We start from the raw sequence: 26,762 nt of genomic DNA, 5'->3' as shown, positions 1-26,762 counted from the left end.
CGCCGGGATCACACCATCATTTCCTTGGTCGCCGTCAGGGTCAGGTCCGGGTAGTCGCGTTCGATCCGGTCGATATCCCATTGCAAACGCGTCAGAAAGACCGGGTCGCCGTCATGGTCGAAGGCGATATGCTGGGTGTTGGCGGCCTGCACCTTGTCCACCGCATCCTTGTCGCCATTGATCCAGCGGGCCGAGGTGAATTGCGACGGCTCGAACCGCACGGGCAGGCCGTATTCCAGCTCGATCCGGCTGGCGAGGACTTCGAACTGCAACTGTCCCACCACGCCCACGATGAAGCCCGAGCCGATGGCGGGCTTGAACACCTTGGCAGCACCTTCCTCGGCAAACTGCATGAGCGCCTTTTCCAGATGCTTGGCCTTGAGCGGATCGCCCGCGCGCGCGGTCTGCAACAGCTCTGGCGCGAAGGAGGGGATGCCGGTGATCCGGATCGCCTCGCCCTCGGTCAGGGCATCGCCGATCCGCAACTGGCCGTGGTTCGGGATGCCGATGATATCGCCCGCCCAGGCCTCTTCGGCGAGCTCGCGGTCCGAGGCGAGAAACAGCACCGGGTTCGAGATCGCCATGGGCTTTTTCGAGCGCACATGGGTCAGCTTCATGCCCCGCTTGAAATGCCCCGAGACCATGCGGACGAAGGCCACCCGGTCCCGGTGCTTGGGATCCATATTTGCCTGCACCTTGAAGACAAAGCCCGTGACTTTCTTTTCGTCCGGGCTGACCTGCCGGGGCTCGGCGGGCTGGATCTGCGGCTCGGGACCGTACTCGCCGATCCCGTCCATCAGCTCCTTGACGCCGAAAGAGTTAATCGCCGAGCCGAACCAGATCGGCGTCAGCGTCCCGTCGCGCAGCGCCTGCGCATCCAGCGGCGGCAGCAGCTCGCGCGCCATCTCGACCTCTTCGAGGAACTTCTCGAGCAGTTCGGGCGGCACGTTTTCGGCGAGTTTCGGGTCGTCCAGCCCGTTGATCTCGATGCTTTCGGCGACCTTGTTGCGGTCGGCCCGGTCCATCAGCTCCAACCGGTCATTGATAAGGTCATAACAGCCGAGAAACTCGCGGCCCATCCCGATGGGCCAGCTGGCCGGGGTGACGTCAATCGCGAGGTTTTCTTGAATCTCGTCGATGATGTCGAACACGTCCCGGCTCTCCCGGTCCATCTTGTTACAGAAGGTCAGGATCGGCAGGTCCCGCAACCGGCAGACCTCGAACAGCTTCTGGGTCTGGCTCTCGACGCCCTTGGCGCCATCGATCACCATCACGGCGGCGTCCACCGCCGTCAGGGTGCGATAGGTGTCTTCGGAGAAATCCGAGTGGCCCGGCGTGTCCACCAGATTGAACCGGAAGTCCTTGTAATCAAAAGACATCGCCGAGGCCGAGACCGAGATGCCCCGGTCTTTTTCCATGGCGAGGAAGTCCGAGCGCGTGCGCCGGGCCTCGCCCTTGGCGCGGACCTGTCCGGCCATCTGGATCGCGCCCCCATAAAGGAGGAACTTCTCCGTCAGCGTGGTCTTGCCCGCATCCGGGTGCGAGATGATCGCAAAGGTGCGGCGGCGCCCGATCTCGGGCGGCAGGTCGGGGGCGTTATGGGTGCGGTCGAGCATGGGGCGGATATAGCGAGCCGCCCGCATGAAGGGAAGACGCGCCTAGCAGGAGTTGCCAGTATTGCGCCAGCGCCCGTCCAGACACTGGTAGACCCGGCCATTGCGGCAGGTCTTGTACCATTCGGGATAGGTCTGGCCATTCCATGTGCAGCTTGAGGTGACGACCTCGTCCACGATCGGGCTGGTGGTGGCGGGGTCGGGCGCATCGGCCTGCGGCAGTGTATCATCCGTCATTTCAGTCCTCCTCCAGATCAGCCTAGCGCAGGACCGCTGATCCGAGAAGAAGGTTAATGGCGACCTTGACCGGGCACGGCGACTCGGGTCATGTTGAGAACATTAATAGAACATGAGGGGTTTTCAAATGGACCTGAAAGAGATTGCCATGGCCGTCAAAACGGCCAACGAAACGAATGAGACGGGTGCATTGCTGGACAACCACTACGCCGAGGATTGCGTCTCGGTTGAGGCGGCTACGATGCCCGGTACGGACAGCCCCGAGACCGTGGGGCTCGACGGGATCCGCGCCAAGCACGCCTGGTGGGAATCGGAGATGGAGTTCATTTCCGGCACGATCGAGGGGCCGCATCTGCATGGGGAGGATCGCTTTGCACTGGTGTTCAAATCCCTGATCCGGGAAAAGGCCAGCGGCAACGAGATCCCCATGGAAGAGGTCGCGATCTACACGGTCACCGACGGCAAGATCTCGCGCGAAGAGTTCTTCTACACGATGTGAACGCGCCCCGGGCGCGCTTTGCACCTTTCGGGTGTGTGCCCTTGTCATGCAGATTCACACCCAGCGTCCCGATTGTGAGCGGCGCTGAGTGTTCTGCGCTGTGTAGGCCCTCGGCAGCCCGGGCCTAGCCCGCCGCGGGCGCGATCAGCAGATCACAGGGCGGCTTGCGGATCATATCAGCGGTGAAACTGCCGAGCATCCGATCCAGAATGCCTTGCTTTGTATGCCCCCCGAGGCAGATCAGGTCTGCCGGTTGTGCAGCCATGGCCAGCTCCACAAGACGGGGCAGGGCGACCGTGTCGGGCTCTGGCGCGCTCAGCCCCCGCAGGGCGGGGTTGGCCGCCAGCCAGTCCTGCGCCTGGGTCACGGCATCATCGACGAAGGGTTTTGGATCGACCATTTGGGTGATTTCCCCCACCGCGCCCGGGGCGGCGACCACGGTCTGATAGGGGACCCCCACCGCATGGAGAAGCCGGATCTCGGCCGTTGGGGCCAATGCGCGCGCGGCCGTGACGGCGGCGGCGCAGGCCTCGGAGAAATCCACGGGGGCGAGGACCTCGCGGTACTCCGCCTCGACCGGTGCGGTCACCAGAAGGACCGGTCGCGGGGCCGCCTGCACCAGTTTCTCCAGAGTGGTCAGGCGCATGCTGTCCAGCAACCCGCCCTGGTGATGCGGCCCGACCACCACCAGATCCGCATCGCAGCGCGTGGCGGCGTGGTGCACCTCGCTCACCGGATCACCGCAGGCCACCACGATCTCGACCGTCAGGGACGGGTATTCCGGGCGCTGGCTGATCATCGCCTTCAGCGTGGCCTCCCGCGCCGAGATCTCCGCATCCTGCGCCGTGCCCGGCAGCACCGAGACCACGCAGAGCCGCGCCCCATGCCGTTGGGCCAGCCGCGCCGCCCGGGCCAGGGCCCGGTCCGCATCGCCATGCAGGTCTGTTGCAACACAGATGGAATCCATCGCGTCCTCCGCTGTTTTGGATGTCATCATTCTAACCCGGTTCCCGCCCTCTGAGGTTGACCGGGATCAAAACCGCGCTTGGCTAGATCGCTTTTGGCGGCTAGGTCTGCGACAGAAATGGCCGAGGGAGGGCACGAGATGGATCTGGGGTTGAAGGGCAAGCGGGCACTGGTCTGTGCGGCTTCCAAGGGCTTGGGGCGCGGCTGTGCCGAAGCGCTGGCCGAGGCCGGTGTGGCCCTGACGATCAATGCGCGTGGGGTCGACGCGCTGGAGGCGACGGCCCAGCACTTGCGCGACACCTATGGCGCTCCGGTGACGGCCGCGGCCGGGGATATCACCGACGAGGCCGCGCGGGCAGAAGTTCTGGCCGCCGCAGGGAAGGTGGACATCCTCGTGACGAATGCGGGCGGCCCCCCTCCGGGGCTCTGGTCCGATTGGGACCGGGAACATTTCATCGCAGCACTCGACGCCAACATGTTGACCCCGATCGCGCTGATGAAGGCGCTCTTGCCGGGGATGATGGACCGGGGCTGGGGCCGGGTGGTCAACATCACCTCCTCCTCGGTGAAATCGCCGATCCCGCAACTGGGCCTATCCAATGCGGCGCGCACCGGGCTGACCGGCTATGTGGCCGGCACCTCCCGGCAGGTCGCGTCCAAGGGCGTGACGATCAACAATCTCTGCCCGGGGATCCACGCCACGGACCGCGCTGACGCGCTCGATACGGCTGTTACCCAAAGCACCGGCGTCACGCTGGACGAGGCCCGTGCGACGCGCGCGGCGACTATCCCGGCGCGCCGCTACGGCACGAGTGCGGAGTTCGGCGCAACCTGCGCGTTTCTCTGCTCGCAGCATGCGGGGTACATCGTCGGTCAGAACATCGTGCTGGATGGCGGGGCGATCGTCGCAACGATCTGACCCGCGGCCCTGTCACGTGTGGCTCACATTCCCGTGGCCGCCCGCGCTTGACACTTTTGTCCGGGCGCGGGCGCTGCTAGCCCTGAGACAAGGACTGACAGACAGGGAACATCCGGAATGATGACAATCTATGTGGCGCTCGCCTTCGTGCTGGTTGCGGCGGCGAGCGTGGCGGTCGCCCCGCGGCGCGCCAGTGTCGAGGGCTTTTTCGGCGGGGCCAGTGCCACGGGCACGGCGCCGGGCCTCTGGACCCTCGTGCTGAGCCAGGTGACCACCTGGATTTTCGCGCGCTCGCTGATGAACGCGGCGATCCTGGGCTATTTCTACGGCATGCCCGGCACTCTGGCCTACGCCGCCTATTACGGCTCTTTCCTGTCGGGGGGCTTTATCGTGGCGCGGATCCGCGCGCGGGGCGGGCGGTCGATCCAGGACTGGCTCGGCCAGCGCTTCGGGCGCACCGGGCAAGGCACCTATAACGTCGTGATCGCGCTGCGGCTTCTGTCCGAGGTGTTCGCCAACCTTCTGGTGGTCGGTCTGATCTTTGACGCGCTCCTGCCCGAGGCGGGGGCGGGAACCGTGGCGGTGATCGCAGTGGCGGTGCTGGGTCTGGCCTATTCCGCCTGGGGCGGGCTGTCGGCGGCGCTGCGGACGGATGTGGTGCAGATGGTGCTGTTCCTCGTGGTCTTCGGCATCGCCTTCCTGGCGCTGGTGATGAGCCCGGACTTCTCGTTCGGTGCGGTGATGGCCGCCGAGGGCACGTCCGGCGCGCGGCAGGGCTGGATCCTGCTGGCGGTGGCAGCGTTGCAGGTCTTTTCCTACCCGGCCCATGATCCGGTGATGATGGATCGCGGGTTTCTGGCCGATGAGAAGACGACCAAATGGTCCTTTCTCCATGCCTTCTGGATCTCGGTGCTGTGCATTCTGGGCTTCGGCATGTTCGGCATTCAGGCCAGCCTCGTCGGGGCGGAATATGACGGCCAGCTGCTGGACACTTGGGCGACCATGTTCCCGGGCTGGGTCTGGGCGGCGCTGATGCTGTCGCTGCTGATCTCGGCGCTGAGCACGCTCGATTCCGCGCTCAGCTCGGCAGCCCGCGTCACCGTCGAAGAGCTGGGCCTCCTGCCGCGCAGCCTGACCGGCGGGCGTATCGCCATGGTGGCCTTCATGGTGCTGGGCGCGGGGCTGACCCTTTGGGGCAACAGCTCGCTCTTTGATGCGGTGGCGGTCAGCGGCACGGCCTCGATGTTCCTGACGCCGGTGCTGGTGGTCGGGCTCGTGATGCAACGGCAGATCCCGCTCTGGTCCTATCTCGTGGCCTTTGGCGCGGCGATCCTCGGGGCGGCGGCCTATTTCCTGCGCGCGACCGAGTTTTTCGCAGCGCTCCTGCCCGAGGCCCATAAATACGACCAGCTGCTGGTGATCTGCATCGCCGTGTTGGTCGTCGGCTTTGCCGCGGTGCTGTACGGCGCGCGCGTCCGCCCGCTTGCGGCGGCGGAGTAACGCTGTTACGCCTCAATCCCGATAAAAATCTTCGGGATTGAGGCGCCCCCCTTTGCAAAACGATACTGTCCCCAGGCTGCAGGTCTCGAACCTTGTGCGGGAGTTCCAAGGTCAGCGCGTCGTGGATGACGTCTCGCTGGAGGTCATGCCGGGGCAGGTGACCTGCCTCCTGGGTCCGTCCGGATGCGGCAAATCCACCACATTGCGGATCATCGCCGGGGTCGACCGGCAGACCGAAGGCACGCTGGTGGTGGATGGCGAGACGGTCTCCTCCGACCGGATCCATCTGCCCCCGGAAGAACGCTCCATCGGGCTGATGTTTCAGGATTTCGCGCTTTTTCCCCATCTTAGCGTTGTGGACAATGTGGGCTTCGGGCTGCAGGGCAGCCGCAAGGCCAAGCGGGCCCGCGCACTGGAATTGCTGGAGCGGGTCGGACTGGCGCCCGATGCCGAGAAATACCCCCATCAGCTTTCGGGCGGTGAACAGCAGCGCGTGGCACTTGCCCGCTCGCTGGCACCGCGTCCTCGGGTGATGCTGATGGACGAGCCGTTCTCGGGGCTCGACAACCGGCTGCGCGACGGGATCCGGGACGACACGCTCGAGGTGCTCAAGGACGAGGGGACCGCCGTGCTGCTCGTCACCCATGAGCCCGAAGAGGCCATGCGCATGGCCGATAGCATCGCGCTGATGCGCGGCGGGCGGATCGTGCAGCAGGGCGCGCCCTATAACGTCTACAACGCGCCGGTGGACAAGGCGGCGGCGGCGTTCTTCAGCGATATCAATGTGATCTCTGGCGTTGTGGAAGGCGCGCTGACCGCGACGCCCTTTGGTCAGTTCCTCGCGCCGGGTGTGCCCAATGGCCAGCGCGTCGAGATCGCGATCCGGCCCCAGCATCTGCGCATCGATTTCGACCGCAGCGGCAAGGGCCCGCTGCCCACGCCGCAGGATGGCACACCGGCACGCGGCACTGTGCAGCGTTCGCGCTTCATGGGGGCCGAGAGCCTCGTGGAGTTCCGCATGGATTTCGACGATGTCATGCTCAAGGCCAAGGTGCCGGGGGTGTTCATGCCCAAGCCGGGCACGGTGCTGTGGCTCTCGCTGCGGCGGGATCGCTGCTTCGTGTTTCCGGCGGTGGATTAACGGGCCGCGCGCAGGGCGGCGACATCCTTGCCCGGCTCTTCGACGAAGAGCGCGCGCAGCACCTCCACCTCGGTGATCTCGTCGAGCCGGATGTCGTGGAACCGGTTGCAGGTCTCGCACCAGGCACCACAAACCCAGATCCGCCCCCAATACTCCAGGGCCAGGGGCCGGATTCGGTGAGGCATCCCGTCCCGGACGACCGAGAGCTTCTGCCGCCCGCGCAAGGCCGCGCGCAGGGTGGGCAGAAACTCCAGATGTCGGGCCTGCATGCCTGTGGGGGTCGGGGTGAAGCCCCAGACCGCCCCGGCGGTGCGACCATCCTCGGGCAGCACCGCATCGAGCCGCTGAGACAGGCTTTCGGCGGCGGCGCGCAGGGCCGGGTCGCCGGCCTCGCCGATGATCGACAAACCGAGATGGAGCGCTTCGAGCTCGCTGCGCGACAGGGCCAGCGGGGGCAGGGTGATCTCGGCGGTCATGGCATAGCCCTTGCCCGGACGGCCCGCCACCGGCACGCCTTCGGCCTGCAACCGTTCCATATCCCGATAGATTGTCCGCTCGGTCACGCCGAACCGCGCGGCGAGATCCGTCGCCACATGGGTGCGACCATCCCGGAGCGTCAGGATCAGGTCCTGGAGCCGGGACGCGCGGGACGAAGGGGCAGGATCGGGCATATCCTGACATTAACCTGTCAGGGTACATGCGGCAATGCCCGTTGCCCGGATCTCTGGCCCGCAAATCACGGGCCTTGTCCGGGCCGCAGGCATTTGGCGCTTTTCATCCCCGGCGGGCTTGCCTAGCTCTGGGGATAACAGGCGGCCCGGTCCCGGGGCGCGACGCTAACGGAGTCAGACACATGCTCAACAATATCGGTCTTCCCGGCCTTCTCCTCATCGCTGTCGTGGTGCTCGTGCTTTTCGGGCGCGGCAAGATCAGCTCGCTCATGGGCGAGGTCGGCAAGGGCATCACCTCCTTCAAGAAGGGCGTGGCCGAGGGCAAGGAAGAGCTGGAAGACACGGCCGAAGTGGCGCGCGATGTGACGCCCGAGACCGAGACCGAAAAAGACAAAGTCTGATCCGGATCGGATCGCAGGATGTTTGACCTCGGCTGGACTGAGCTGTTGGTGGTTGGCGTTGTCGCGCTGATCGTCGTGGGGCCCAAGGATTTGCCCAAGCTGTTCCGCACGCTCGGGCGGTTCACGGGCAAGATGCGGGGCATGGCGCGCGAATTCAGCCGGGCCATGGATGACGCGGCCAACGAGTCCGGCGTCAAGGACATGGCCCAGGACCTGAAGGATGCGGCGAACCCCAAGAAGATGGGGATCGACCGGCTGGAGGACGCGGCCTCGTCCTTCGAGAAATGGCAGCCTGGCTCGAACACCTCGAAACTTTCCAAGGACCGGGCCGAAGCCGCGCGCAAGATCCACGAGGTCAGCGCCAAGCACGCGCAGGAGCGGCTCGACAAGGAGGCCGCCGCCAAGGCTGCCGACACAGCCGCGACCGCAGCCGCCGAGCCGGCCGAGAGCCCGGCCCCGGCGCCCTCTGCGCCGCCCACAACTGACAAAGCCTGAGCGCCCCCATGTCCAAATCCGATGACGATATCGAAGAGTCCAGCGCCCCGCTGATCGAGCATCTGGCCGAGCTGCGCACGCGGCTGATCCGCTCGGTTGCAGCCTTCATCGTGGGGATCGTGCTGGCCTTCACCGTGGCCGAGCCGATCCTGCAATTCCTGCTGGTGCCGATCGAGGAAACCCTGCGCGAGCTGGGCGACCCGTCGCCGACCTTGCAGTATACCTCGCCTCAGGAATATCTGTTCACGCTGTTCCGGATCTCGATGGTCTTTGGCTTTGCGCTGGCCTTCCCGGTCATCGCGCATCAGCTCTGGCGTTTCGTGGCGCCGGGCCTCTATCGCACGGAAAAAGCGGCGTTTTTGCCCTTCATCATCGCCTCACCCTTCATGTTCCTGCTCGGTGCGTCTTTCGCGCATTTCGTCGTGACACCGCTGGCGATGGCATTCTTTCTGGGCTTTGCCGATGTCAGCTCGATTTTCGCCAACCTGATGTCCCGCGCGGTCACCGAGGTCGAGATCCCGGTGGACACGCTGGTTGTGCCGGAAACAGCAGAGGGCGTGCGCATCACCTTCTTTGGCAAGGTGAACGAGAGCCTTGATATCACGCTGAAATTCATCATGGCCTTTGGCTTGTGTTTTCAGTTGCCGGTGATGCTGACGCTCATGGGCAAGGCGGGACTTGTCTCTGCGCCCGGGCTCGCCTCGGTGCGCAAATACGCGATGGTGGGCATCCTGCTGTTGGCCGCGCTGGTGACACCGCCGGATGTGGTGACCCAGCTCATTCTCTTCGTGGTGGTTTACGGCCTCTACGAGGTGTCGATCTTCCTGGTGCGGCGCGTTGAGAAAAAGCGCGAGAAGGAGCTGCGGGCGCAGGGCCTTTGGGACGAGGATGACGCGGAGCCGGATCTCGAGAACGATCCTCTTTATGACGAGTTTCGGGACGAGGACGACCCGACCACCCCGACCACCGGAGGCGGCAAGGCGTGAGTGACGACGTGATGCTGCGGATTGCCGAGGCGCTGGAGCGCCTCGCCCCGCCGCCCCTGGCCGCGCCGGATTTCACCGCCGCCGATGCCTTTCTGTGGCAGGAGCGGCCCGAAGCGGTCCTGCCGGTGGAGAATGTGAACCGGGTGGATATCGCGCTGCTGGTCGGGATCGCCCGGGCGCGGGATACGCTGCTGGAGAACACGCTGCAGTTTGCGCGCGGGATGGCGGCGAATAATGCGCTGCTCTGGGGCTCGCGCGGGATGGGGAAGTCCTCGCTGGTCAAGGCCGTCCATGCGGAGGTGCTGCGCCAGGGCTTGCCGTTGAAGCTGGTGGAGGTCCCGCGCGAGGATCTGGCCAGTATCGGACGGCTGCTTGATCATCTGCGGGCCGCGCCGGACCATCGCTTCGTGCTCTATTGCGATGATCTGAGCTTCAGCCATGACGATCAGCATTACAAATCGCTGAAGGCGGTGCTCGATGGCGGGATCGCCGGGCGGCCGGAGAATGTGGTGTTCTATGCCACGTCGAACCGGCGCCACCTGATGCCGCGGGACATGATCGAGAATGAACGCTCGAGCGCCATCAACCCCTCCGAAGCGGTGGAAGAGAAGGTGTCCCTATCGGACCGGTTCGGGCTTTGGCTGGGCTTCCATGCCTGCGATCAGGACCAGTATCTGAGCATGATCGACGGCTATTGTGCGGCCTATGGTGTCAAGATTCCGCCGGAAACCCTGCGCGCCGAGGCTATCGAATGGCAGGCGACACGGGGCGGTCGGTCCGGGCGTGTGGCGTGGCAGTTCTTCACGGATTTGGCTGGCCGGCACGGCGTGTCCCTCAGTGGCTGATGCCCGGCCATGGCGTCATCCGCATGCGGATGACGCGGACCCGCGTCGCATGGACGGGTCGTCTCATGTCAGAGGAGGGACGGTGCGACCGCGCTGTCCGCATGCGGACAGCGCCCGGGCACCTTACGCGCCGCGTTCGAGGATCAGGCGGCCTTCGTTGATCTCGATCCGGTCGAAACTGTTGAGATAGCTCATCCCCAGAAGCGATTTCCGCATCTCGCCGCCATTGACCACGGCGCGCACATTCTCGTCCTCGATCGCACCGAGCCGGACCTCTCGCAGCCTGACCGGCGCTGTTTCCACGCGGCCATTGGCGGTTTGTGCAAGCCCCGAGAACATCAGGTTCTCCGGGTTGATGCCGGCCCGCAGAGCATCTGCGCGGCTCAGGACGACCTCGCTCGCGCCCGTATCCACGATGAACTCGATCGGTGTGCCATTCACGTCCAGCACCACATGGTAATGGCCATCGCGGCTGCGCGGGATCTCGACCCGTCCGGCCTCAGCAAACACTGCCTGCTGCGGCAGACCGATGCTGCGCTGGTCGTTGAACATGCCATAGCCGATCACCACCAGGGCAAAGAGCAACGCCCAGACCCCTACGGTACGCAGCATCGCCCCCAACTGCCCGCGAAACGCCATCAGCGTCCCGCCGCCCACCAGGGCCAGCAGTAGAAGAAGGTAGATCACATTGCCAATCGCGTTTTCATCCATGCCCTATATATAGGACAGCCTGACGCAGGGGGGAGGGGGAGGTTACAAAACTCCCAGATCGATCATCCCGTTGAGCACGAATTGCACCGACAGGGCCGCCAAAAGCATCCCCAGCAGGCGGGTGATGACATTGATCCCGACCTGACCTAACAGCCGCTCCAGCACCCCGGCCAGAAGAAACATGCCCAGAACGCAGAACAGGACCACCGCCATGACCCCATGGACCGCCGCACTGTGAACCCAATCGGCCTCGGCCTCTCCGGTCAGCAGGATCATCGTTGCGATGGAACCCGGGCCCGCGATCAGCGGCGTGGCGAGCGGAAAGACCGACGGATCATCCGTGGCGCTGTCCTCTTTGCTGGCCGCCTGATCCTCGCGTCGCTTCGTACGGCGCTCGAACAGCATGTCGAGAGCGGTCAGAAACAGCAAAATTCCCCCGGCGATCCGGAATGCCGGCATGGAGATGCCCAGAAAACCCAGCACGGCTTCGCCGGCAACACCGAACAGGGTCAAGAGACCGAGTGCGACCCCGCAGGATCGCAGCGCGATGGCCCGTCTTGCCTTGGCGTCCATGCCCTGGGTCAAGGCCACGAAGAGCGGCGCGAGACCGATGGGATCGATTACGACGAACAGGGCAACAAAGGCAGTGATGGCTTCGGGGCTGGTCATAGCCGGAGCGATAGGCGCTTCGGGCTGATCCCGCAACCCCAGCCTTGCGCTCTGGATGTGGCGGGGCCAGTCTGGCCCGGATCATGCGGTGGAGCAGGGCGTCATGTCGGACTGTCGGTTCTGTAAACATCCCTTGCGGGACAAGGCCCGCGTCTGTGCCGAGTGCGGGCGCCACCAGAAATGGGGGACCCTGCAATCGGCCAACGCGCTGGTGGCGCTGCTTGTGGCGCTCCTTTCGGTGGCCACGCTGGCCTGGGACCGGATCTATCCGGTGCTCTATCCTGATCGCGCCGTTCTGCAGATCGAGATCCGGGATCAACCGGCGCCCGAAACCCTTACCTTTGATCTGACAAACCTGTCCTCGGTGCTCGCGGCGGTGCCCCGCTTTGCCTGGTGTCGACCGGTTGCGCCGGTGCGGTTTGTCCAAAGCCTCGGCTATGTGTCCAGCGACGGATATGTCGCCCTGGAGCTCACGCCGCAGGCGCCACGCTCGCTCGGGCTCGGGGATGCGGTCGTCACGATGGCCTTGGCGCAGGATCTCTTTCCCGAGGCTGCGGTGATGCCGGGCCTCAAAGGGGCGTTTGACTGTGCCATCACGCCCTCGGATGCCCATGACAGCGTCGCCCCCCTCGAAAGCTTCCACTTTCGGCTCTTTTTCCAATATGTGCGCGGTCTACGACTTGTCAGCGCCCGCGAAGGGACGCCGGACACGTTCGGAACAAGCCTCGACCCCAATCTGTTTTTCGCAAGGGCGCAGTTCTTCGGCTGCGGCCCGGTCAATCCTGATCCCGCGCAGCCCGCCTGCGAATAGCCGCTCAGGCCGCCTTTTCGGCTTTCTCGAGTTTTTCGAGCGCGGCCATCCACATGGCCTCCGCCCGGTCGAGCCCATCCATGACCTCGGCGTATTTCTTGTTCCAGGTTTCGAGCTCCCCGGCCTTGGCATCCTCATAGAGCGCGGGATCGGCGAGCTTGGTCGACAGCTTCTCCTGCATCGCCGTGATCTTTTGCACCCGTTCCTCGCATTTGCGCACCTCGGCCCGCAGGGCGAGGATCGCGTCGCGCGAGGGCCGCTTGGCCGCCGGGGCGGCGGCGGGTTTGGGCTTGCGCGGCTTGTCCGGGGTCAGGAGCATCTTGCGATAGGCCTCCAGATCCTCCTCATAGGGCGCCACATGGCCATCCTTGACCAGCCAGAGCCGGTCCGCCACGAGGCTCAGCAGGTGCATGTCGTGGCTCACGAGGATCACCGCGCCGGTATAGGCGGTCAGCGCCTCGACCAGCGCCTCGCGGCTTTCGATATCCAGGTGGTTGGTCGGCTCATCGAGGATCAGCAGATGCGGCGCATCCAGTGTGGCCAATAGCAGCGAGAGCCGCGCCTTTTGCCCGCCGGACAGTCGCCCGACCTCGGTTTCGGCCTGCGCGGCCATCAACCCGAACCCGGCCAGACGGGCGCGCAGCTTGGCCTGACCCTCGGCGGGGCGGACACGCAGCAGATGTTGGAGGGGCGTCTCCTCGACCCGCAGCTCATCGACCTGATGCTGGGCAAAGAACCCGATGCGCAGCTTGTTGGACGAGGTCATGCGCCCCTCCATCGCCTCAAGCCGTCCGGCCAGCAGTTTCGAGAGGGTTGATTTGCCCTCGCCATTGCGGCCCAGCAGGGCGATCCGGTCGTCCTGGTCGATCCGCAGGGACAGTTTGCGCAGCACCGGCGTGCCGTCATAGCCCACCATCGCGCCCTCGGTGGCGACGATGGGGGGGCTCAGCTCTTCGGGGGTGGGAAAGCTGAACACGGTGCGCGCCGCGTCCTCGGGGGCGCGGATCGTCTCCATCTTCTCGAGCATCTTGACCCGGGACTGGGCCTGTTTCGCCTTGGACGCCTTGGCCTTGAACCGGGTGACGAAGCTTTGCAGATGGGCGCGCTTGGCCTCTTGCTTGCGGGCGGCGGCGGCTTGCAGGGCGCGCTTTTCCGCGCGCTGGCGGGCGAATTGGTCATAGGGGCCGGAATAGAAGGTGAGCTTGCGGTCCTCGAGATGGAGGATCCCGCCCACCGCCCGGTTCAGCAAGCCCCGGTCATGGCTGACGATCAGCACCGTATGGGGATAGCGCGCCAGATAGGCCTCGAGCCAGAGCGCGCCTTCGAGATCGAGATAGTTGGTCGGCTCGTCGAGCAGCAACAGGTCGGGCTGCGAAAAAAGCACCGCCGCCAGTGCCACGCGCATCCGCCAACCGCCCGAGAAGGCCGAGCAGGGCTGATGCGTTTCGGCCTCGGTGAAGCCAAGGCCGCGCAGGATCGACGAGGCCCGCGCCTCTGCCGACCAGGCGTCGATATCCGCGAGCCGGGTCTGAATATCGGCGATCCGCCCGGGGTCGGTCGCGGTCTCGGCCTCGGCCAGCAGGGTGGCCCGTTCGGTGTCGGCGGCCAGAACCGTATTCAGCAGCGAGACCTCGTTGCCCGGCACCTCCTGGCTGACCCCGCCGATCCGTGCGCCCATGGGCAGGGAAATCTCGCCCGTATCCAGGGTCAGCTCCCCCCGGATCAGGCGAAACAGGGTGGTTTTGCCCGTGCCGTTGCGGCCCACGAGGCCGACCTTGTGGCCCGTGGGGATGACGGCGGAGGCATGCTCGAGCAGGGGGCGACCCTCGACCGAGTAGGAGATGTCTTCGATACGCAGCATGGGGGGGATGTGGCGGGGTTTGCGCGCCCTGTCAACGGCTGCGCGTGGGGCACGGACGGGACGCCTCCGGCGGGAGTATTTGGGGAACAATGAGGAGGGGTGGAGCGTGCGGGTCCGGGCCGGGCAAGGGCTGCTGCGCAAGAACGTCTTTTCAACCTGCCCGGGCCGTGTTACGCGGCGCGCGAGTTTCCGGCGGCGTGCCCGCCAGGACGACCTTCAAAAGACACCCAAGGAGCGAAGCCCATGGCCATTCAGCGCACATTTTCGATCATCAAACCCGACGCCACCAAGCGGAACCTGACCGGCAAGATCAACGCCAAGTTCGAAGAGGCCGGGCTGCGGATCGTTGCGCAGAAGCGCATCCACATGACCAAGGCGCAGGCTGGCGTGTTCTACGGCGTGCACAAGGAGCGTCCCTTCTATGACGAGCTGTGCGAATTCATGGCCTCCGAGCCGGTGATCGTTCAGGTGCTGGAAGGCGAGGACGCCATCGCCAAGAACCGCGAAGTCATGGGCGCGACCAACCCCGCTGATGCCGCACCTGGCACGATCCGCGCCGAGTTCGCCCAGAGCGTGGGCGAGAACTCTGTCCACGGTTCCGACGCGCCGGAAACCGCAGCCGAAGAGATCGCGTATTTCTTTGCCGGGATCGAACTGGTCGGCTAAGCGCCGCCCGTCCCATGCGTATCAGAGGTCGCCTTCGGGCGGCCTTTTTTCATGGGGTTGCCCCGGCTGTGTCGCGTTCGGGCCGTATTTCCATGGTGTGGTTCGGTCCAATCGGAGCAAAGAGGTCGAGATGCGCAGATCAGCAGTCCTAGTACTTGGCGCGGCCCTTGGGCTTGCGGCCTGTGGCGGCGGCAGCCCGGACATTCTCGCGCGGCAGGTGCCCCTGGACAATGCCACGCGGCTGCAGGCGCAGGCGCTGGTGGATGCGGGGCTGCATGACCCAGACTCGTCCTTCTACCGGATGGACCGCGCGTATCTGACTGCCGAGGGCGACATGGTGATCTGCGGCTCAGTGAACGCGTTGGCTCCCAAAGGCAGTTTTTCGGGGTTCACGCCGTTTTACGTGCGCTTCGAGATGAAGGGGAAGCGGAGCAAGACCAAGCAGCTTCTGATCGACACGCAAATCGCGCCGCTGCATTGCGCGCAGATCGCCGGCGGGGTCGTGCCGCGCGCGGGCTAGCCGCTGCGGGCAGGACGCACGCCGATCTCGTCCAGAATGCGTTCGATGCCGGGGATGCCATCGGGCTGGCTCTGGGCCTTCAATCCGTCAAATCGCACGCGCAGCGCGTCCTTCTCGGCGCCCTTCGCGTCATTCCAGGGGCGGCCCTGCATCCCCATCACCAGCGCATAATAGGCGATGAAATGGGGGCGGGATCCCCCATTGAGCAACCGCAGATAGGCCGCATCCGGACCCAGATCATGAAGCATGTCGGCATCCGCGATCCCGACCGCACTCAGGGCGTCGGCCATGGCGGGGCCAATGTTTCGAACGGACGTAAGGGGCAGTGGCATGGCGCCAGACTAGTCGCGCCAGACGCGCGAGAAAAGCCCGATCCGTGAAAGCCCGATCCGTGCGGGGCGCGGCACATTTTGCGGCCCAACCGGACCCCGCGAATGGCAGTCGCGCACGCCCGGGAACAGGGGCGCGCGCGCTGCCTGCGGGGGATCGGGGTTAGATGCTCGCCCAGTCCGTAAAGCGGAAGGGAGGCTTCTCGGCCGAGGCGCCAGAGGCTGGCTGCGGGCTCGGAACCGGGTTGGTTGTCGGTGTCGGGGTTTGATCTTGATTTTGCATTTTACTCTCCACTCACACACGCGGGGTCTTTAAAAACTCTAGCCCTGCAGAGATATGTTACCACAAACGATGCGAAATCTTTTCAAAAATTTCGCAAATTAACCTCAAATTGCGCGAAACGCCGCGCGAGGCCCGCAAGGCCGCCCAAAAAACGGGCATCTCTCCGGCGCCTTTCCCGCCGAAAAAACCCTTGCCCAAAACGGTTTGGACGGACAGTGTGTCGCACAGGAGGCATGAATGTGATCGGGAGGGGAGCCCGGGCCATTTCTCGGACAAGTTGAAGTCTGCAACAGGCTTGCAACGGTTTTGATCAACAATGGCCCGCTCAACGCGCTTCTTTTTCCAGATTTGACCGTGTCTCGAGACAAAAAACGATCCATGGGAGGATACATTGTCTTATCACGCGACCACGAAGACCGGACGTCTGCTGCTGGGGGCCGCCATGGGGCTGGCCCTGACAGCCGGGGCGGTGCAGGCGGACACTATTCGGTTCTGGACCACCGAAGAGCAGCCCGAGCGCCTCGCCAAGCAGCAGGAGATGGCCGCGCAGTTCGAAGCGCAGACCGGCACCGCCGTCGAGGTGATCCCGGTCACCGAGAGCGATCTGGGCACCCGCGCCACGGCGGCCTTTGCGGCGGGCGATCTGCCGGATGTGATCTATCACACCCTGCAATACGCGCTGCCCTGGGCCGAGGCGGGTATTCTCGACACGGATGCGGCCAGTGAAGTGGTCGAGGATCTGGGCGAGGGGACCTTTGCGCCGGGTGCGCTGGCCATGGCCTCGACCGGGGATGGTGTGGCCTCGGTGCCCGTGGATGGCTGGACCCAGATGGTGGTCTACCGCAAAGACAAGTTCGAAGAGATGGGGCTGGAGGCGCCGACCTCCTTTGCCAATGTGACCGCCGCGCTCGAAAAGCTGCACAACCCGCCCGAGATGTATGGCTTCGTGGCCGCCACCAAGGTGGACGAGAATTTCATGTCTCAGGTGCTCGAGCATGTTTTCCTCGCCAATGGCGTGAGCCCTGTGGATGACGACGGTTTTGCGCCGCTGGACGAGGCGGCGACCACCGAGGTGCTCGACTTCTACAAGGCGATTGCCGAGGCCTCGCCCCCGGGGGAGCTCTACTGGAAGCAGTCGCGCGAGCTCTATTTCGCGGGTCAGGCGGCGATGATCATCTGGTCGCCCTTCATCCTCGATGAGCTGGCCGGTCTGCGTGACAGCGCGCCGCCCACGATCAATGATGACCCGACCAGCTCGGAGCTGGCGAGCCTGACGGGGATTGTCACCAATTTCTCGGGCCCCTCGAACCCCGATGGCGCGGCCTGGGGCGATATCCGCTATTTCGGCATCACCAATGATGCGGATACGGATGCGGCCATGGAGTTCGTGAAGTTCTCGGTCGATGAGGGCTACACCCAGACGCTCAGCATCGCGCCCGAGGGCAAGTTCCCGGTGCGCAAAGGCACGGCCGAAGAGCCGAGCAAGTTCACCGATGCCTGGTCGCAGCTGCCGGTGGGCGTGGACCGCAAGGCGCCGCTCGGGGATCTTTATGATCCGCGCATGATCGCCGAGATCGTTGGCGGGCTGGATGTGGCGCAGCGATGGGGCGTGGCGGAGGGGCAGCTCTCGCTGGCGTCCAAGATGATCAACAGCCAGGCGATCAACCGTATCGTGCGCCAGTATATCGATGGCGAGGTGGATGCCTCGGCTGCGGTTGCGGCGATGAACGACGCGCTGTCTCAGATCAACTGATCTGAGCGGCCCATGGCGTCCCGCGCAGGCGGGGCGCCCTGACCTTGCCTCGGAGCGGAACCACATGACGGATACGCCCACTCCCACACCGCCCACCGGGCGGGGTGCCTTGCAGCGACGCGAGGCGCGCCTGGCCTGGGGGCTGTTGCTGCCCACGGTGATCAGTGTGTCGCTTGTGGTGATCCTGCCCTTGCTGGCGATTTTCTGGATCAGTTTCAAACCCGTGGGCCTCGCCGATCTGCGCCCGACGGCCCCGATCGTGCGCGAGAGCCTGCGCGGCTCCGGGGATAATCTGCGGATCGAATACCGGGTTCGGAATTCGAGCCAGGACAAGACCGTGGCCGATGTGGTCCTGAGCGATACGCTGCCGCCTCAGGTGCAGCTGATCGGCCCGCCGCCCGAGCCCTGCACGCTGGACGGGCGCGCGTTGCGCTGCGTCTTCGGGGACATCCCCGGCGGGTTCAACGAGCGGATCCGCCTGCCGGTGACCCTCGCGACCGGTGTGGATGAGGACAGCGCCGAGGAGGCTGTCGAGGGCGGCGCACCGGTCATCACCGGCACCGGCGACAGCATTCTGACCAATGCCGAGTTCACGCTGGAAAACTTCGCCCGGGTCTTTGACGGCGACGAGTTCCTTGAGGTTCTATGGGTGACGCTCTTTTACACGGTGTTCGGGACGCTGGGGGCGCTGCTCTTCGGGCTTTTTGCGGCGATGCTGCTCAACAAGTCGTTCAAGGGGCAGGGGATCCTGCGGGGGCTCTACCTCTTTCCCTACGTCGCGCCGGTCATCGCCGTGGCCTTCACCTGGGTGACGCTGTTCGACCCGTTCTCGGGCTCGGCCAATGCGCTGCTCATTCAGATGGGGGTGACCGACGAGGCGATCAATTTCTTCGGCCAGCGCCCGCTCGCGCTGATCATGGTGACGGTGTTCGAGATCTGGCGGTACTTCCCGCTTTCGTTCCTGTTCATCCTCGCCCGGATGCAGAGCATCGACACGGATATGTATGAGGCCGCCGATATGGACGGGGCCTCGCCGTTTCAGAAATTCTGGTATCTTAGCCTGCCCATGCTGGTGGGGATCCTGTCGGTGCTGTTCCTGCTGCGCTTCATCTGGACCTTCAACAAGTTCGACGACATTTTCCTGCTGACCGGGGGCAATGCCGGGACGCGGACCCTGACGGTGAATGTCTATGAGCAGGCGTTTGCCGTGAGCAATATCGGGGCGGGTGCGGCGGTGGCCGTGGTGATCTTCGGCTGTCTTTTGCTGTTCTCGGTGCTGTTTTTCCGCTTCATCAGTCGGGAGGAAGGGCTGTGACCGCGCGCTTGTGGCCGGCGGGAGGACGCGTCTGCGACGCGGGCCTCCGGCGGGAGTATTTTGGGAACAATGAGGAGGGCCGGGCGTGAAGATGTTCTGGCATGGCCTTGTGACCGGGCCGGTTCTGGGCGCGCTCTGGATGGTGGTTCTGGCGACCACCGTGGCGGTGACCATGTCCTTTGCCACGGGCGATCCGTTCAAGCCGGCGATCCTGCTCTCGCTGATCTGGGGGGCGGCGATCGGGGCGCTTTTGCCCCTGCGCGCGGGCGACCGGATGGTGCAGGGGGGCGCGGCGGTGGCGCTGGCCGCGCTGGTGCTGGTCGGGATCGGACCGCTGGTGATGGGCGAGGGGGTGAGCCTTGTGGCGCGCGGGGTTGCGGCGCTGGGGCTGGCGGGGATCTTTGTCTGGTCCATGAGCGCGATCCTGCATGAGATGCCCGCGGGCGCGCTCAACCGCCACGAATTCGAGGCGGCTGTGATCCGGTTTCTGACCGGGTTCGGCTATATCTTCTTCACCGCCATCGTGATCATCCCCTTTTACGTGATGGTGATGACTAGCCTGAAATCCCAGCAGGCGCTGTTGCAGAACCCGCTCGATTTCTCGCTGGATCTGAGCCAAGGCTGGGATCTCTTCCGCTCCTATACCGAGCTCTTCGGTCAGTTCAATTTCGGCACCTATCTCTGGACCTCGTTCTTGGTCTCGGTGCTGACGGTTCTGATCACGCTCGCCTTCTCGATCCCCGGGGCCTATGCGGTGGCGCGGCTGCGCTTTGCCGGGCGGGCAGCGTTTTCGCGCTCGATCCTGCTGATCTACATGGTGCCGATGATCGTGCTGGCCCTGCCGATCTATATCGCCTTTTCCGTCACCGGGCTGCGCAACACCATCTTTGGCATCGTGCTGATCTATCCGGTCACGACGATCCCCGTGGCTTTGTACATGTTGCAGGGCTATTTCCGGGGCCTGCCGGCGGAGGTCGAGGAGGCGGGCCTCATGGACGGGCTCAACCGGTTGCAGGTGATCTGGAAGATCACCCTGCCGCTCGCACTGCCCGCGCTGGCCTCGGTGAGCCTGTATGTGTTCATGATCGCCTGGAACGAGTTCCTCTTGGCCTTTATGTTGCTCGACGACCCGTCGAAATTCACGCTTACACGGGGCATTGCCAGCCTCAACAGCTCGGAGATCCCGCGCCAGCACTTGATGGCGGGGGCGGTGATCGCGACCGTGCCGATCATGGCGATCTTCCTCGGGCTGGAGCGGTTCATGACCAAGGGCCTGACGGCCGGATCGGTGAAGGGATGAAGGATCTATCAATGGATGTGGATGCGCTGGACGCGGAGGCCGAGCGCATCCTGCGGATGAATGACCGGGGCGGGTATTCCGTGCCGACCGCCGGGCTCTATCCCTATCAGTGGAACTGGGACAGCGCCTTTGCGGCCTATGGCTATGCGATGTTCGATCTGGATCGCGGATGGCGCGAGCTTGAGGTGCTGATGGCCGGGCAGTGGCCCGACGGGATGGTGCCGCATATCCAGTTCCACAAGGTCGATCCGAGCTATTTCCCCGGCCCCGATATCTGGGGCGGGGTGGGGCCGGTGCCCTCGTCGGGCATCAGCCAGCCCGCGATTGCGGCGACCATGGCGCGGCTGGTCTATGAGCTCGACCCGGATGCGGGGGCCGAACGGATGCGCGCGCTCTATCCGAAATTCATTGCTTGGCATCGCTGGTTCATGGAGTGGCGGCTGGACCGGGACGCGGTCTGCCTGACCCATCCCTGGGAGGCCGGGCGCGACAATGCCCCGGATTGGGACGGTCCGCTTGCGCGGATCGACCCGAGCGGCATCGCCCCCTATGAGCGGCGCGATACGGGCCATGTGGACCCGAGCATGCGCCCGAAAAAGGCCGATTACGACCGCTATCTCTGGCTCGTGAAGCAGGGCCATGACTGCGGTTGGGATCAGGCTCATCTGCGCGATGTGAACCCGTTCCGCATGGCCGACCCGACCATGCATTTCACGCTGCTGCGGGGTCATCGGGACCTGATGTGGCTGGGCGCGGAGCTGGGGCTCGACACGGGCCCGCTGCCCGATTGGATCGCGCAGTTGGAGGCCGGGGCCGAGACGCTCTGGAACGCGCAGCTGGGCGCCTATGATTGCCGCGATGCGGTGACCGGGGACTGGGCCGACGCGGTCAGCAACGCGGCCTTTCTGTGCTGGTATGCCGGGGTTGATCCCAAGACCACCGCCGAGGCCTATGCCCGCGTCCAGTCCAAGGTGCAGTTCGGCGTGGCGAGCCACGATCCCGACAGCCCGGCATTCGAGCCCAAGCGGTATTGGCGGGGGCCGACCTGGGCGATGATGAACATGCTGATCGCCATGGGTCTGGATGAGGCCGGCCGGCCCGAGGGCGCGGACCTGCGCGCCTCCACCGCGCGGCTGATCGCGGGCAACGGCTTTGCCGAGTATTTCGACCCGCTGACCGGGGCACCGGCAGGGGGCAAGGATTTCACCTGGACAGCGGCCATCTGGCTCGGCTGGGCCAGCCCGAAGGCGCGGAGGGGACGATGGGCGGCATAACTCTCAACAAGGTCGAGAAATGGTTCGGCGATGTGCAGGTCATCAAGGGGGTCGACCTGCAGATCAAGGATGGGGAGTTCGTGGTCTTTGTCGGCCCGTCCGGCTGCGGGAAATCCACCCTGCTGCGGATGATCGGCGGGTTGGAGGACACCTCGCGCGGGGCGATTCTGATCGATGGCGAGGATGTCACGGACCACCCGCCCGCCAAGCGCGGGCTGACCATGGTGTTCCAGTCCTACGCGCTCTATCCGCATATGTCGGTGCGCGACAATATGGGGTTTTCGCTGAAAACCGCCGGGGCCCCCGAGGCCGAGATCCGCGAGAAGGTCGATGCCGCCGCCGCCGTGCTCAAGCTTGAGGCCTATCTCGACCGCCGTCCCAAGGATCTGAGCGGTGGACAGCGCCAGCGGGTCGCCATTGGCCGGTCCATCGTGCGCGCGCCCACGGCGTTTCTCTTCGACGAGCCGCTCTCGAACCTCGATGCGGCCCTGCGGGTCGAGATGCGCTACGAGATCGCCAAGCTGCACCAGAGCCTCGATACCACGATGATCTACGTCACCCATGACCAGGTGGAGGCGATGACGCTCGCCGACCGGATCGTCGTGCTGGAGTTTGGCAAGATCGCGCAAGTGGGCACGCCGCGCGAGCTTTATGAGAACCCGGCCAATCTCTTTGTGGCGCAGTTTATCGGCAGCCCGAAAATGAACGTGATGCCCTGTAGCACGGGCGGCGGCGCGTTCCAGCTCGAAGGCGGGCGCGGGGGTGACTTCGCGGGCCCGCATCCCGCGACCCATCTGGGGATCCGGCCCGAACATATCACGCTGGGCCCCGCCGGGACCGGGGCCTGTGACGGGCGCGTGGATGTGGTCGAATATCTCGGGGCGGACACGCTTCTGGTGCTCGACTGCGGCCCCCTGGGTCGGGTGACGGCGCGGGTGATCGGCGACACGGCTCTGACGCCGGGCGCCGATGTGGGGCTGAGCTTTGATCCTGAAAAACTGTCCTTTTTCGGCGCTGATGGGCTTGCGATCCGGACGGGGGCATGAGCGCGTCTCAGACCGCGCTCTTCCGGCGGCTCTTTGACCTGACGGGCAAGCGGGCGCTGATCACCGGCGCGTCCAGCGGGATCGGCGCGCATCTGGCGCGGACCCTTGGCCAGGCCGGGGCGAATGTCGTGCTGGCCGCGCGCAGTCAGGGCACGCTCGAACGCTACTGCGCGCAGCTCCGGTCGGAACAGATCGGCACAGAGATTGCCGTGATGGACGTGACCGACCCGGGCTCGGTGCAGGCTGCCGCGGAGGCCGTGGGCGCGGTCGACATCCTGATCAACAATTCCGGCGTCTCGGAGCAGAGGATGTTGATGGAGACAGAGGAGGAGGATTGGGATCGGGTGCTCGACACCAATCTCAAGGGGGCGTGGCGTGTCTCCAAGGCGTTTGCACCGGGGCTCGTGGCGCGGCAGGGCTGCATCCTCAATGTCGCGTCGATCCTCGGGCTCGGGGTGCTCAAGACGGTCGGGCCTTATGCGGCCTCCAAGGCCGGGCTGATCCAGCTGACCAAGGCGATGGCGCTGGAGATGGCCCGCGACGGGGTGCGGGTGAACGCGCTCGCCCCGGGCTATACCGAGACCCCGATCAATGCCGCCTTCTTTGCGACCCCGGCGGGCGAAAAGATGATCCGCGGCATCCCGCAGCGACGGCTCGCCCAGCCCGAGGATCTGGACGCCGCCGTGCTCGGCCTTGTGGGGCCCGGCGCGCGGGCCACGACCGGGGCGGTTTTCGTGGTCGATGGGGGCCATTTGCTCAGCCTCGGCTGACTGCCCCTGCGGTACCTTGTTGCAGGTGCAATAACTTCTTCCCAGAGCCGATGTCAGCCGTTAACACTTGGCTTGGGATATGCGCCGCCAGAAGGCAGCCGCATGGGAGCGATCCGATCAACTGCCGCCGCCACAGGCTTCGGAGACGCAATGAGTTTTGATTTTCTATCCGACCCCACACGGCCCTTCTATGACGGGCTCGCCGAAGGGCGTCTCATGATCCAGACCTGTCTGGCATGCGGCACCAGTTGGGCCCCGCCCACGACTCGCTGCGAAAACTGTAACGAGACGCAGCTGGAATGGCGCGCCTCGGCCTGTCTCGGCACGTTGGAACGGGTGATCCCGCTGGGCGATGAGGCGGCCTTTGGCGATGATCCCGATGCCACCCGCGCGATCGGCGCGGTCAGCCTGCGCGAGGGGCCGGTGGTTTCGGTGCGCATCGCGGGGGCGGTGCCGCCCGTGGGCTCGGTGGTCGAGATCCAGGTCCTGGCTGGTTCGCTGATTGCCCGCGCCCCGTCAGGGGTGTGAGATCCGCCGCAGCTGCCGGTTGCGCTCCAGCACGTCGAGCCCCTGCATCTGCAGGTAGTGCAGCATGTCGATGAAGACCCAGTTCTCCGCCAGCTTGTCGCCCTCGCGGCGATAGACATCGACCACGCGCATATCCGCCGGAGAGCCTGAGCCTGGAAGCCCCATGAACCCGCCCTTGGTCGTGTTCGTCAGGTTGGGCCAGCCGAAAAACGCGCCGTAATTGCCCTCGGCCAAGCGGGCCACATGGCCGTTGAAGGTCTTGTCGCCAAGGCTCAGCCGGAAGGGGAAGGTGTGCTGCTCCTGATAGCGGCGCAGGGTCTGGGTCGCCCCGATCCCGTAAGGCCCGTACCAGCTCATGTCGTCATGCCAGCTTTTCCGGAGCATCTCGATCCCGGCCCGGTCATTGCCTGACTGGTTGAGCGCGCTCAGATCCGCCACCATTCGTTCGATCAGCTCCAGCGTGGCGACGCCCTCTGCCGGATCATGGGGCCCGGTGAGCAGCCCGTCATGGGTGCGCGGGCCCGGATAGATCGCCATGGAGCCCGTGGCTGGGGGCAGGGGATAGACCCCCGCCTGATGCATCAGCGACAGGATGTCGATGAAGGTCGCGCTCTCGGTGATCCGGTCGCCCTCGACCTTGTGAAATTCCGCATAGCGCAGCCATGTCAGCCGCCCGGTGGCCGGGATGTCGAGAAAGTCATGATCGAACAGCCCGGTCAGATGCCCCATGGAGCAGACCCAGATCCCCGGGGCCGCCGCCAGATCGCTCTGGCCCGCAAAAAACACATCCTGACGGCGATGGAGGGTCGGCATCGCCGCGGCCAGGGGGGTCCAGAAGGCCGCGCTGACCGCCTCGGGACCGGACTGCTCGTGAAAGGGCGCCACCCCGCGCCAGTGCCAGTCCGGGGTCACATGACGCGCCAGCGCGGCGGTCATGCCTGCGGGCCCGGCGGCGTCGAGATCTGCGAAAAAGGCCTGTGCCCGGGCCTTGGCGGTTTGAAGCTGTGTCATGACAATGCGGGAATCGGGGATATCGTCGCGACCTTGCGGCGCGGGGGCAGGGACCGCAAGCGCGATCTGCCTGCAGTTGCATGGGGGCGGGATGCGGGGCATTCTGGTCCCACCCGGAGGAGAGTTTCGATGAACGACCAGACCCCCTTGCGCCGAAATGCCGAAGGGATTGCCACCGCGCTCGACGTCATGCGTCAGAGCTTTGGCGACCGGCTGCAGACAGGTGCGGCCCTGCGGGCCCAGCACGCCCATACGACCACATGGCTCGAAACCCAGCCCCCCGATGCGGTGTTCTTCCCGCGCGAGACGGCGGAGGTCCAAGAGGTGCTCCGGATCTGTTCCGCCTATGGCATGCCGCTTGTGCCTTTTGGGACCGGCACGTCGCTGGAGGGGCATGTGAACGCGCCGCTGGGGGGGCTGTCGCTTGATTTCTCCGAGATGAACAAGGTGTTGGCCGTGCATCCCGAGGATATGGACTGCGTCGTCCAGCCCGGCATCACCCGCAAGGCCCTGAACGAAGAGCTGCGCGCGACGGGCCTCTTCTTTCCGGTCGATCCCGGCGCGGATGCCTCGATCGGCGGGATGGCCGCGACCCGGGCCTCGGGCACCAATGCGGTGCGCTATGGCACCATGCGCGACGCGGTGATCGCGGTTGAGGCCGTGACCGCCGATGGCCGGGTCATGCGCACGGCGCAGCGGGCGCGCAAGACCTCTGCGGGCTACGACCTGACCCGGCTGCTTGTGGGGTCCGAGGGCACGCTTGCGGTGATCACCGAGTTGACCCTGCGGCTGCATGGGATCCCCGAGGCGGTCGCGGCGGCCACCTGCAGCTTTCCGAGCGTGGCCGAGGCCTGCAACGCGGTGATCGAAACCATCCAGTACGGCGTGCCCGTGGCGCGGATCGAGTTTCTCGACGTCGTGTCGATCCGGGGGATCAACGCCTATTCCGGGTTGTCCCTGCCCGAAGCGCCGCTGCTGTTGCTGGAGTTCCACGGGTCCGAGGCGGGCGTGGCCGAGCAATCCGAGACCTTTGGCGAGATCGCCGCCGAGCATGGCGCGCTGGCCTTTGACTGGACCGCCGATGCCGAGGCCCGCACGGCCATGTGGCAGGCCCGTCATGATGCCTATTGGGCGATGAAATCCCTGCGGCCCGGGGCGGATGTCTTTGTCACGGATGTCTGTGTTCCGGTCTCGAAACTGGCCGAAGCGGTCACCGCCTCGGCGGAAAAGGCCGAGGCCGAAGGGTTCATCGCGCCCACCGTCGGCCATGTGGGGGACGGGAATTTCCATGTCGCGCTTCTGATCGATCCGGAGGATCCCTCCGCGCGCGCCCGGGCCGAGGCCTATGTGGGCTGGCTCAACGATCTGGCGATCTCGCTGGGCGGGACCTGCACCGGCGAGCACGGGATCGGGCAGGGCAAGGCGAAATACCTCGGGCGCGAACTGGGCCAGACCTCGCTCGACATGATGGCGGCGGTGAAACAGGCGATGGATCCGGACAATATTCTGAACCCCGGCAAGCTGTTTCAGGCCTGAAACCGGAGGGATCCATGCAAAAACCGCCGGATTTCCCGGCAAACCCGCAGAATTCGCAACCACGGCGCCGCCGAATGCGGGTCATAAAAAATTTACCAGTTGATAA

At 65.2% G+C, this 26,762-nt stretch carries 28 protein-coding genes; 19 read left to right on the top strand and 9 right to left on the bottom strand.

Annotated features, from left to right (window positions below; all coding sequences use genetic code 11):
- Window positions 1–8: 8 nt before the first annotated feature.
- Together ACP150_RS10855 and ACP150_RS10850 are read right to left on the bottom strand one after the other, a co-directional pair.
- On the bottom strand, window positions 9–1,616 hold the full coding sequence (locus tag ACP150_RS10855) for a peptide chain release factor 3 (protein WP_424966957.1): 1,608 nt from the start codon (window positions 1,614–1,616) through the stop codon (window positions 9–11).
- A 42-nt stretch (window positions 1,617–1,658) separates the two neighbouring features.
- Window positions 1,659–1,850: a hypothetical protein gene (locus ACP150_RS10850; protein WP_424966648.1), complete on the bottom strand. Its 192-nt coding sequence runs from the start codon at window positions 1,848–1,850 to the stop codon at window positions 1,659–1,661.
- 127 nt (window positions 1,851–1,977) lie between these two features.
- Between ACP150_RS10850 and ACP150_RS10845 the strand changes: the two genes are divergently transcribed.
- Window positions 1,978–2,349: a SnoaL-like domain-containing protein gene (locus ACP150_RS10845; RefSeq protein ID WP_424966647.1), complete on the top strand. Its 372-nt coding sequence runs from the start codon at window positions 1,978–1,980 to the stop codon at window positions 2,347–2,349.
- Window positions 2,350–2,473: 124 nt separating this feature from the next.
- On the opposite strand, the gene ACP150_RS10840 is transcribed toward ACP150_RS10845, so the two are convergent.
- A complete protein-coding gene (locus tag ACP150_RS10840; RefSeq protein WP_424966646.1) occupies window positions 2,474–3,316 on the bottom strand; it encodes a universal stress protein in 843 nt (280 codons plus the stop codon).
- Window positions 3,317–3,454: 138 nt separating this feature from the next.
- Here ACP150_RS10840 and ACP150_RS10835 point away from each other — a divergent pair, with 138 nt between their 5' ends.
- From ACP150_RS10835 to ACP150_RS10825, 3 genes are all read left to right on the top strand, one after another.
- On the top strand, window positions 3,455–4,234 hold the full coding sequence (locus tag ACP150_RS10835; protein ID WP_424966956.1) for an SDR family oxidoreductase: 780 nt from the start codon (window positions 3,455–3,457) through the stop codon (window positions 4,232–4,234).
- Between the two features lie 117 nt (window positions 4,235–4,351).
- Window positions 4,352–5,734, top strand: coding sequence for a sodium:proline symporter (locus ACP150_RS10830; protein WP_424966645.1), 1,383 nt, complete (start codon window positions 4,352–4,354; stop codon window positions 5,732–5,734).
- Between the two features lie 52 nt (window positions 5,735–5,786).
- Entirely contained in the window at window positions 5,787–6,875 is a 1,089-nt protein-coding gene (locus ACP150_RS10825; RefSeq protein WP_424966644.1) for an ABC transporter ATP-binding protein, read from the top strand.
- Here ACP150_RS10825 and ACP150_RS10820 read toward each other — a convergent pair.
- Window positions 6,872–7,546, bottom strand: a complete 675-nt coding sequence (locus ACP150_RS10820) for a helix-turn-helix transcriptional regulator (RefSeq protein ID WP_424966643.1) — start codon at window positions 7,544–7,546, stop codon at window positions 6,872–6,874. The two genes, ACP150_RS10825 and ACP150_RS10820, sit on opposite strands and share 4 nt — an antisense overlap.
- Window positions 7,547–7,728: 182 nt before the next feature.
- Between ACP150_RS10820 and ACP150_RS10815 the strand changes: the two genes are divergently transcribed.
- Genes ACP150_RS10815 through ACP150_RS10800 form a run of 4 tightly spaced genes read left to right on the top strand, consistent with a single transcriptional unit; the run spans window position 7,729 to window position 10,273 of the window.
- A complete protein-coding gene (locus tag ACP150_RS10815; protein WP_424966641.1) occupies window positions 7,729–7,947 on the top strand; it encodes a twin-arginine translocase TatA/TatE family subunit in 219 nt (72 codons plus the stop codon).
- Between the two features lie 18 nt (window positions 7,948–7,965).
- Entirely contained in the window at window positions 7,966–8,442 is a 477-nt protein-coding gene (tatB, locus tag ACP150_RS10810; RefSeq protein WP_424966640.1) for a Sec-independent protein translocase protein TatB, read from the top strand.
- An 8-nt stretch (window positions 8,443–8,450) separates the two neighbouring features.
- Window positions 8,451–9,428 (top strand): twin-arginine translocase subunit TatC, encoded by a 978-nt coding sequence (tatC, locus tag ACP150_RS10805; protein WP_424966639.1) that lies wholly within the window; start codon window positions 8,451–8,453, stop codon window positions 9,426–9,428.
- 11 nt (window positions 9,429–9,439) lie between these two features.
- Entirely contained in the window at window positions 9,440–10,273 is an 834-nt protein-coding gene (locus tag ACP150_RS10800; RefSeq protein ID WP_424966955.1) for an ATP-binding protein, read from the top strand.
- Window positions 10,274–10,396: 123 nt separating this feature from the next.
- On the opposite strand, the gene ACP150_RS10795 is transcribed toward ACP150_RS10800, so the two are convergent.
- Both ACP150_RS10795 and ACP150_RS10790 read right to left on the bottom strand, forming a co-directional pair.
- Window positions 10,397–10,984, bottom strand: a complete 588-nt coding sequence (locus tag ACP150_RS10795) for a retropepsin-like aspartic protease family protein (RefSeq protein ID WP_424966638.1) — start codon at window positions 10,982–10,984, stop codon at window positions 10,397–10,399.
- Between the two features lie 42 nt (window positions 10,985–11,026).
- Window positions 11,027–11,653 (bottom strand): MarC family protein, encoded by a 627-nt coding sequence (locus tag ACP150_RS10790; RefSeq protein ID WP_424966637.1) that lies wholly within the window; start codon window positions 11,651–11,653, stop codon window positions 11,027–11,029.
- Between the two features lie 133 nt (window positions 11,654–11,786).
- Here ACP150_RS10790 and ACP150_RS10785 point away from each other — a divergent pair, with 133 nt between their 5' ends.
- On the top strand, window positions 11,787–12,464 hold the full coding sequence (locus tag ACP150_RS10785; protein ID WP_424966636.1) for a hypothetical protein: 678 nt from the start codon (window positions 11,787–11,789) through the stop codon (window positions 12,462–12,464).
- A gap of 4 nt (window positions 12,465–12,468) precedes the next feature.
- Here ACP150_RS10785 and ACP150_RS10780 read toward each other — a convergent pair whose 3' ends face one another.
- A complete protein-coding gene (locus ACP150_RS10780; protein ID WP_424966635.1) occupies window positions 12,469–14,325 on the bottom strand; it encodes an ABC-F family ATP-binding cassette domain-containing protein in 1,857 nt (618 codons plus the stop codon).
- A gap of 243 nt (window positions 14,326–14,568) precedes the next feature.
- Here ACP150_RS10780 and ndk point away from each other — a divergent pair, with 243 nt between their 5' ends.
- Both ndk and ACP150_RS10770 read left to right on the top strand, forming a co-directional pair.
- The gene (gene ndk / locus ACP150_RS10775; RefSeq protein WP_424966634.1) at window positions 14,569–14,991 is read left to right on the top strand and encodes a nucleoside-diphosphate kinase; all 423 of its coding nucleotides are present in this window, start codon (window positions 14,569–14,571) and stop codon (window positions 14,989–14,991) included.
- Between the two features lie 130 nt (window positions 14,992–15,121).
- Window positions 15,122–15,511 carry a hypothetical protein gene (locus ACP150_RS10770; protein WP_424966633.1) on the top strand — a complete coding sequence of 130 codons (390 nt, stop codon included), beginning with the start codon at window positions 15,122–15,124 and terminating at the stop codon, window positions 15,509–15,511.
- Here ACP150_RS10770 and ACP150_RS10765 read toward each other — a convergent pair.
- A complete protein-coding gene (locus ACP150_RS10765; RefSeq protein WP_424966632.1) occupies window positions 15,508–15,843 on the bottom strand; it encodes a TfoX/Sxy family DNA transformation protein in 336 nt (111 codons plus the stop codon). The genes ACP150_RS10770 and ACP150_RS10765 overlap by 4 nt on opposite strands.
- A 722-nt stretch (window positions 15,844–16,565) precedes the next feature.
- Between ACP150_RS10765 and ACP150_RS10760 the strand changes: the two genes are divergently transcribed.
- From ACP150_RS10760 to ACP150_RS10730, 7 genes are all read left to right on the top strand, one after another.
- Entirely contained in the window at window positions 16,566–17,876 is a 1,311-nt protein-coding gene (locus tag ACP150_RS10760; RefSeq protein ID WP_424966954.1) for an ABC transporter substrate-binding protein, read from the top strand.
- A 64-nt stretch (window positions 17,877–17,940) separates the two neighbouring features.
- Entirely contained in the window at window positions 17,941–19,191 is a 1,251-nt protein-coding gene (locus tag ACP150_RS10755; RefSeq protein WP_424966631.1) for a carbohydrate ABC transporter permease, read from the top strand.
- 85 nt (window positions 19,192–19,276) lie between these two features.
- Complete coding sequence (locus ACP150_RS10750; protein ID WP_424966630.1) at window positions 19,277–20,491, top strand: carbohydrate ABC transporter permease; 1,215 nt, start codon at window positions 19,277–19,279, stop codon at window positions 20,489–20,491.
- Complete coding sequence (locus ACP150_RS10745) at window positions 20,488–21,765, top strand: MGH1-like glycoside hydrolase domain-containing protein (protein WP_424966629.1); 1,278 nt, start codon at window positions 20,488–20,490, stop codon at window positions 21,763–21,765. Before ACP150_RS10750 ends, ACP150_RS10745 begins: the two co-directional genes overlap by 4 nt.
- Window positions 21,753–22,811 (top strand): ABC transporter ATP-binding protein, encoded by a 1,059-nt coding sequence (locus ACP150_RS10740; RefSeq protein ID WP_424966628.1) that lies wholly within the window; start codon window positions 21,753–21,755, stop codon window positions 22,809–22,811. The genes ACP150_RS10745 and ACP150_RS10740 overlap by 13 nt, the downstream gene beginning before the upstream one ends.
- Window positions 22,808–23,581 (top strand): SDR family NAD(P)-dependent oxidoreductase, encoded by a 774-nt coding sequence (locus ACP150_RS10735; protein WP_424966627.1) that lies wholly within the window; start codon window positions 22,808–22,810, stop codon window positions 23,579–23,581. The genes ACP150_RS10740 and ACP150_RS10735 overlap by 4 nt, the downstream gene beginning before the upstream one ends.
- A gap of 150 nt (window positions 23,582–23,731) precedes the next feature.
- On the top strand, window positions 23,732–24,109 hold the full coding sequence (locus ACP150_RS10730) for a Zn-ribbon domain-containing OB-fold protein (protein ID WP_424966626.1): 378 nt from the start codon (window positions 23,732–23,734) through the stop codon (window positions 24,107–24,109).
- Here the strand turns inward: ACP150_RS10730 and ACP150_RS10725 are convergent.
- Complete coding sequence (locus tag ACP150_RS10725; protein ID WP_424966625.1) at window positions 24,098–25,120, bottom strand: ester cyclase; 1,023 nt, start codon at window positions 25,118–25,120, stop codon at window positions 24,098–24,100. The genes ACP150_RS10730 and ACP150_RS10725 overlap by 12 nt on opposite strands.
- Before the next feature lie 129 nt (window positions 25,121–25,249).
- On the opposite strand from ACP150_RS10725, the gene ACP150_RS10720 reads away from it, so the two are divergent.
- On the top strand, window positions 25,250–26,656 hold the full coding sequence (locus tag ACP150_RS10720; protein WP_424966624.1) for an FAD-binding oxidoreductase: 1,407 nt from the start codon (window positions 25,250–25,252) through the stop codon (window positions 26,654–26,656).
- The last annotated feature ends 106 nt before the right edge of the window (window positions 26,657–26,762 follow it).

The sequence above is a fragment of the Dinoroseobacter sp. S375 genome (assembly GCF_049800775.1).
Lineage (GTDB): Bacteria > Pseudomonadota > Alphaproteobacteria > Rhodobacterales > Rhodobacteraceae > Dinoroseobacter.
The sequence above is the reverse complement of the archived record's forward strand: the minus strand, read 5'-3'. Positions and strand labels throughout refer to the sequence as shown.